The 4,075-nt window shown below is 50.1% G+C and carries 8 protein-coding genes; 7 read left to right on the forward strand and 1 reads right to left on the reverse strand.

Annotated features, from left to right (window positions below; genetic code table 11):
• Window positions 1–43 precede the first annotated feature (43 nt).
• The 7 genes from MiSe_RS47965 (at window position 44) to MiSe_RS51820 (ending at window position 3,683) form a co-directional block, all read left to right on the forward strand.
• Window positions 44–322 carry a hypothetical protein gene (locus MiSe_RS47965; protein ID WP_226594394.1) on the forward strand — a complete coding sequence of 93 codons (279 nt, stop codon included), beginning with the start codon at window positions 44–46 and terminating at the stop codon, window positions 320–322.
• A 43-nt stretch (window positions 323–365) separates the two neighbouring features.
• Window positions 366–758 (forward strand): hypothetical protein, encoded by a 393-nt coding sequence (locus tag MiSe_RS47970; protein WP_226594397.1) that lies wholly within the window; start codon window positions 366–368, stop codon window positions 756–758.
• 110 nt (window positions 759–868) lie between these two features.
• Complete coding sequence (locus MiSe_RS47975; protein WP_226594400.1) at window positions 869–1,441, forward strand: hypothetical protein; 573 nt, start codon at window positions 869–871, stop codon at window positions 1,439–1,441.
• The gene (locus tag MiSe_RS47980) at window positions 1,438–1,674 is read left to right on the forward strand and encodes a hypothetical protein (RefSeq protein WP_226594402.1); all 237 of its coding nucleotides are present in this window, start codon (window positions 1,438–1,440) and stop codon (window positions 1,672–1,674) included. The genes MiSe_RS47975 and MiSe_RS47980 overlap by 4 nt, the downstream gene beginning before the upstream one ends.
• Window positions 1,675–2,223: 549 nt before the next feature.
• Window positions 2,224–2,409, forward strand: coding sequence for a hypothetical protein (locus tag MiSe_RS47985; RefSeq protein ID WP_226594403.1), 186 nt, complete (start codon window positions 2,224–2,226; stop codon window positions 2,407–2,409).
• An 88-nt stretch (window positions 2,410–2,497) separates the two neighbouring features.
• Window positions 2,498–3,196 (forward strand): CHAT domain-containing protein, encoded by a 699-nt coding sequence (locus tag MiSe_RS51815; RefSeq protein ID WP_264197131.1) that lies wholly within the window; start codon window positions 2,498–2,500, stop codon window positions 3,194–3,196.
• Complete coding sequence (locus tag MiSe_RS51820) at window positions 3,078–3,683, forward strand: CHAT domain-containing protein (protein ID WP_373873043.1); 606 nt, start codon at window positions 3,078–3,080, stop codon at window positions 3,681–3,683. Before MiSe_RS51815 ends, MiSe_RS51820 begins: the two co-directional genes overlap by 119 nt.
• 71 nt (window positions 3,684–3,754) lie before the next feature.
• On the opposite strand, the gene MiSe_RS47995 is transcribed toward MiSe_RS51820, so the two are convergent.
• A partial coding sequence (locus MiSe_RS47995) for a hypothetical protein (protein WP_226594405.1) occupies window positions 3,755–4,075 on the reverse strand: 321 nt, incomplete at its 5' end.

Below are 4,075 nucleotides of genomic sequence, written 5' to 3' on the forward strand. Positions count from 1 at the left end.
CAAAATGACATCGAGTACAAATTAGGAAAGCACTAGGTTAACTATGACTCAAACAATCGACGACATCATCGCCCGCTTTGGGCAACAAGGTTGGATTGTCCAAAAAGCGAGAGAAAACTATTGGGTGCTGCGACCACTGGGGCTTTTTAACTACAAGATGTTTCTTATGGCCTACAATCCGTTTACCAACAAGTTCCAGATTGTCAAACCCCCCATGGGGTCAAACAATCCGCAACTCGGAGCTTTCATACTGAAACAAGCTAAGGCTTTTCTACTTTCACAAGCTCTTCATTTTACCATTTCACAATCCCCTTCACATTGAATCAAGCTTGCCGGATTTTGGGGATTCGTAGGATCAGATTGTGATGACTAAAACCGTAATTGCTGGATTGGATGTGGGGAAAAACAGTTCCTGCCTCGTAGCATGGAACGCTGATTCTCCTAGCTCAAACCCCAAAGAGTTTTTCGATTACTCAGCCGAATTTATTTGCTTAAACCCCGATGTTAATAGCGTCAAAATTGGAGCGCTTAAACCTTGTGATGGTCAATTAATTGTATTTTTAGAACCACAGGTTTCTGACTCGCGAGTCTGGGTTAATCACCTCAGAGATGCGGGTAGAGAAGTACACTTATTCCCCCATAATTTAGTCAAGTACAGTCGTTTAGCTCTGGGGAAATGGAACGAATTTGACGACTTTTACGATGGCTGTTATTTTTGGCAAAAAAATGGTCAATTGCCGCAAATTAAGGAGAATTAATTAGGCAGAAATATCCGATTATTAAACAGCTTAAAGACCTCTACTTAGATGGGGAAAGCTGCAACAAAGTCCTCAATCAATTAATCAACCGCGCGCGTCAAAAGTTACACGTGGAAGCACCAGAACTAGACGATGTTAGCTCAAACCCTACTAAAAATGGAGAAGCATCTCCTTTTTGGGCATGGATTGCCGGTGCGGTAGTGTCGTTGAGGTCGGCGGCGAGATATGCTAAGCGCCTGACTCAATCTATTGGGTTAGGGGCGAAAAATGGTTTTTCTAAGCAATTGATTTCCTATGCCAAATCGATTGTAGAATGGCAGTTGCGGCTCGCCCAAATTGATTGTCGAATTCGGGGAATACTACCGCAGCCAAAATTTGCTCGTTACATTCGCATCTTTAAACAATTTGGTGCTGGTACTGACACCCAAGCAATTTGGTTAGCTCAGATTTTTCCGGGTGAGCAATTTTTAGGTGATGATGGACAACCGATAATCAAAATTAAGCGTCGGGGGACAAAAAGCGGTAAACCAAACCTAGCACATATCTCGTGCCGAAAATTTCATTCGGCAATGGGGATGGCTCCAAACTGGAAGGAAGTGAGGGAGAGAAAAAGGGAGAATTTATTAGCGGTTCTGGTGGTTGTCGCAGCACTCAAATTGAGACAAATTCACCCAGCAGTTTGAGGAACAAGTTTGGTAAGACGCTGCGACAGTTTCTCGAGCAAGATAAGAATCATCGCGACGAACTGATGCACGGGTTGCTGACGATTTTGGCAGATAAGACTACGGGTGCGGCAACTTTGGCGGCAGTGAAACGCGCGTTGATTGCATCGGGTAACTCAATGGGTATCACGATAGCTGCTGGTCTGGATCAAAAAACTCAATGCCCGGTCTGGTTCCATCCGCCAACCGGTTAAATTCGCGTTAATTCGGTTGGCGCGATCGCGCTGCGCTGCAAAGCTGGTGAAACTGCTGTTTAAGCAACTGGTAGCAGAATTCTGCCAGGGGGGCGCACTGTCGGCAGAAGACGTGGCAAGAGATACTAACGATGTACCTTTCTGGCGGCTACCAATCTAAGATGGGACATTGTGGCAAATGGATTTGGGGAAAGGGGGAAAGGGAAAAAGGGGAAGGGGGAGCTGGGGGAGCTGGGGGAGTGGGGGGAGGGGGGGGAGTTGGGGGAGTTGGGGAACAAGGGAGGAAAGTGAAAAGCACCGCATCATGAGATATTTTTTCCCAGTCGATTCCTATTAGGCACTTTTACCACATATCTATTCCTCCCCACCAGTGTTTCCCAACTCCCCCACTCCCCCCACTCCCCCACTCCCCTTTGCTCCCCCCACTCCCCCCACTCCCCCCACTCCCCCCACTCCCCTTTGCTCCCCCTTTCCCCAGTCCGGCGTCTATTGTCCCAATGCGCGGCTGGTAGCCTTTCTGGCTTACGGGCAGAGGGCACAGCAGCGAGAGTGGGAAAATCAACCGCTTGGTTGAGCAAACTTAAAAAGAGGTTGGGAGAAGCGTTTGCGGATGCTATCGCTCAACTCGACCCCGATGGCTACCGTTGGAAATGGCACGAGCGAAAGTTCTATTATGGGATTGCCCCACAGGCAGTTGATGACAACGGCTCAAAGGCGCTCGCTGTCTACGATTGACCTCAAAATGCGGAAGTAAATTGTTACATTGAAATAATTAACCGAAATCAAACAAAGAATCGATTTTCTCATCACCCAACTCGACCAAGTGCAAGCGCAAATCCGAGTCAAAAGCCCCGCCTACGCTGCCATCTCTCAACCAGGAGCCTTCACCCTCACCCTACCCCAAATTCAACAACAAGTACTCGACGACAACATCCTGCTGCTGACATACTCCCTCGGCGAAGAACGCAGCTATTTGTGGGCAGTCACCAAAACCGGCTTCACTACCTACGAACTCCCCAAACGCGCCGACATCGAAGCTGTTGCAAAGGAATTCCGTCAAGTTTTAACCGATGCCAACCCAGAAGAGTCAGAAATTGCCACAAGAGCAGCCAAACTAAGTCAATTAATCTTAGCCCCCGTCGCCAATCAACTCGGCAACAAACGCTTGCTCGTAGTCAGCGACGGCATCTTGCAACATATCCCCTTCGCCGCGTTGCCTGTTCCCGCAAACACTCAAGCAAATCCCCCCCTCGCCGCGTCTCCCCCTCGCCGCGTCCCCGCCTCCTCCTACACCCCTCTCCTCGTCCAAAACGAAGTCGTCTCCCTCCCCTCCGCCTCCACCCTCGCGGTCTTACGCAACCAAGTCAAAGACCGCCCGCAGACGGCTAAAACCCTCGCGGCGATTGCCGACCCCGTTTTTACCCGCGCGCTTCCCTTCCGCCCAAAACCAGCAGCAAACTGCCACAGACTCCAAAACAGCCGTTATGCGAGCCTGCGAAAGCCTGGAACGCTTAGAATTTAGCGGCAAGGAAGCCGATAACATTCTCGCGATCGTGCCTGGGGCGAAGCGCTTCGCCGCCTTGGGCTTCGATGCTTCCCGCGCCAATGCCACCCGCGCGGACTTATCCCAGTATCAAATCGTACATTTCCCCACCCACGGCTGCGTCAACGAAGACCATCCGGAATTATCCGGCGTAGCGCTCTCCCAATTCGAGCCAACCGGCCTCAGTACCGACCGCTTCCTGCGCCTCCACGATATCTTTAACCTCAACCTGGGAGCCGAACTCGTCGTCCTCAGCGCCTGCAAAACCGGCATTGGTAAAGAAGTGCAAGCAGAAGGACTGATTGGCTTGACAAGAGGCTTTATGTATGCACGAGCGAAGCGAGTCGTCGTCAGTTTGTGGAACGTCAACGATGTAGCAACGTCCCAGTTGATGCAGAAATACTACCAACAGATGTTGCAAAAAGGATTAAATACCGTACAAGCACTGAGAGAAGCGCAGTTATAAATGTGGCGAAACGAACAAGGGAAAGCCCCTTATTACTGGGCGGCGTTTGTCGTGCAAGGGGAATGGAAAGATTAATCCCGGCGTAGGGGCACGGCATTTGTATCATTTCGTCTTGTGCCGCAATTTGTTGATGCTGTGCCCCTACCATCAACGGGGTGGGGGCACGGCATCTGTATGATTTCGCCTGGTGTCAAAACTGACTGATGCTGTGCTACTACCATCGACGGGGTGGGGGCACGGCATCTGTATGATTTCGCTTTGTGCGGCAACTGACTGATCCGAAATCTGGGTTGACTACCTCCTTTATCTTCTTCCTCTTCTTCTTTGTGTCCTTCGTGTCTTCGCGGTTTATTTCCAAGGGGGTTATGGAAGGGGATTTGGTATGATGCCGT

The sequence above is a fragment of the Microseira wollei NIES-4236 genome (assembly GCF_020521235.1).
Taxonomy (GTDB): domain Bacteria; phylum Cyanobacteriota; class Cyanobacteriia; order Cyanobacteriales; family Aerosakkonemataceae; genus Microseira; species Microseira wollei.

Bases quoted from the DNA above. Each gene is read 5' to 3' on its own strand.
- MiSe_RS47965 (WP_226594394.1), top strand. From the start codon at position 44: ATGACTCAAACAATCGACGACATCATCGCCCGCTTTGGGCAACAAGGT.
- MiSe_RS47970 (WP_226594397.1), top strand. From the start codon at position 366: ATGACTAAAACCGTAATTGCTGGATTGGATGTGGGGAAAAACAGTTCC.